Annotated in this window: 1 protein-coding gene; it reads right to left on the bottom strand. The window is 38.7% G+C overall.

Annotated elements, in window-relative coordinates:
- Positions 1–256: 256 nt before the first annotated feature.
- On the bottom strand, positions 257–781 hold the full coding sequence (locus HMPREF9420_RS12815) for an outer membrane beta-barrel protein (protein WP_007136168.1): 525 nt from the start codon (positions 779–781) through the stop codon (positions 257–259).
- Positions 782–803: the final 22 nt, after the last annotated feature.

Here is an 803-nt window from a genome sequence, read left to right as displayed (position 1 = left end):
CTCGCGTATTTTCGACCGAAAGGATTTTATTTTAAAATAGGAAGAGTTTTCTAAAGGCTTTTGTAAAGATTAATCGAATGAATTGATAGATTCGTGGGTTGTATGCAAAGTGGAAGATAATTAAGGTGAAAAGGGCGATATGTTTTCGTCAGATGATAATGAGAATGAGGGGCTATTGTGTTTTAGTTGAAAAGAAAACAGCCGGCTCCTTGAGGGAGTCGGCTGCCTTATTCTTTAGTTTTTAAGAAACTTCTACTTAGAAGTTGTAGTAAAGACTGAATGAGATGTTGTTGCCATCAAGGTCAAGTCCATACTTACTAACCTTTGCGTTTAAGTTGTTGTTCTTAGCTTGTTGCCAGCCGAGGAAACCTACATGAGAAACAAATGAAAGCTTCTTTGTGAGGTTAACTGAAACACCTGGGCGAACACCTACAGTCCAAAGGTCGTTATCATTGCCTGCATCGTAGGTGTGTTTGTAGCCAAAACCACCATCAACGAATACGTTAACGAACTTCGTATGAAGGAAAGTGTAACGAGCATATGGGTTTACTTCAATGCTCTTTTCATTGCCTTTATTGGCACCTTCCCAACCGAAAGCAACACCAGCTGCCCAATCTTTGTTGAAGTTGTAACCAATTTCAGGAATAAATTTGTAAGTAGTTACAGTGGTGTTACCATTATCCTGACCGAAGATACTAAAACCACCACCTACATAAGTCTGTGCGTTTGCACTAACTGCAAGCCCGAAAGCTGCTACTAAAGTCATTAAAAACTTCTTCATAACTCTTCTCTTTAAAATTATT

It is taken from the genome of Segatella salivae DSM 15606, assembly GCF_000185845.1.
Taxonomy (GTDB): domain Bacteria; phylum Bacteroidota; class Bacteroidia; order Bacteroidales; family Bacteroidaceae; genus Prevotella; species Prevotella salivae.
The sequence above is the reverse complement of the archived record's forward strand: the minus strand, read 5'-3'. Positions and strand labels throughout refer to the sequence as shown.

Coding starts and splice junctions, on each gene's coding strand:
- HMPREF9420_RS12815 (WP_007136168.1), bottom strand. CDS start 781: ATGAAGAAGTTTTTAATGACTTTAGTAGCAGCTTTCGGGCTTGCAGTT.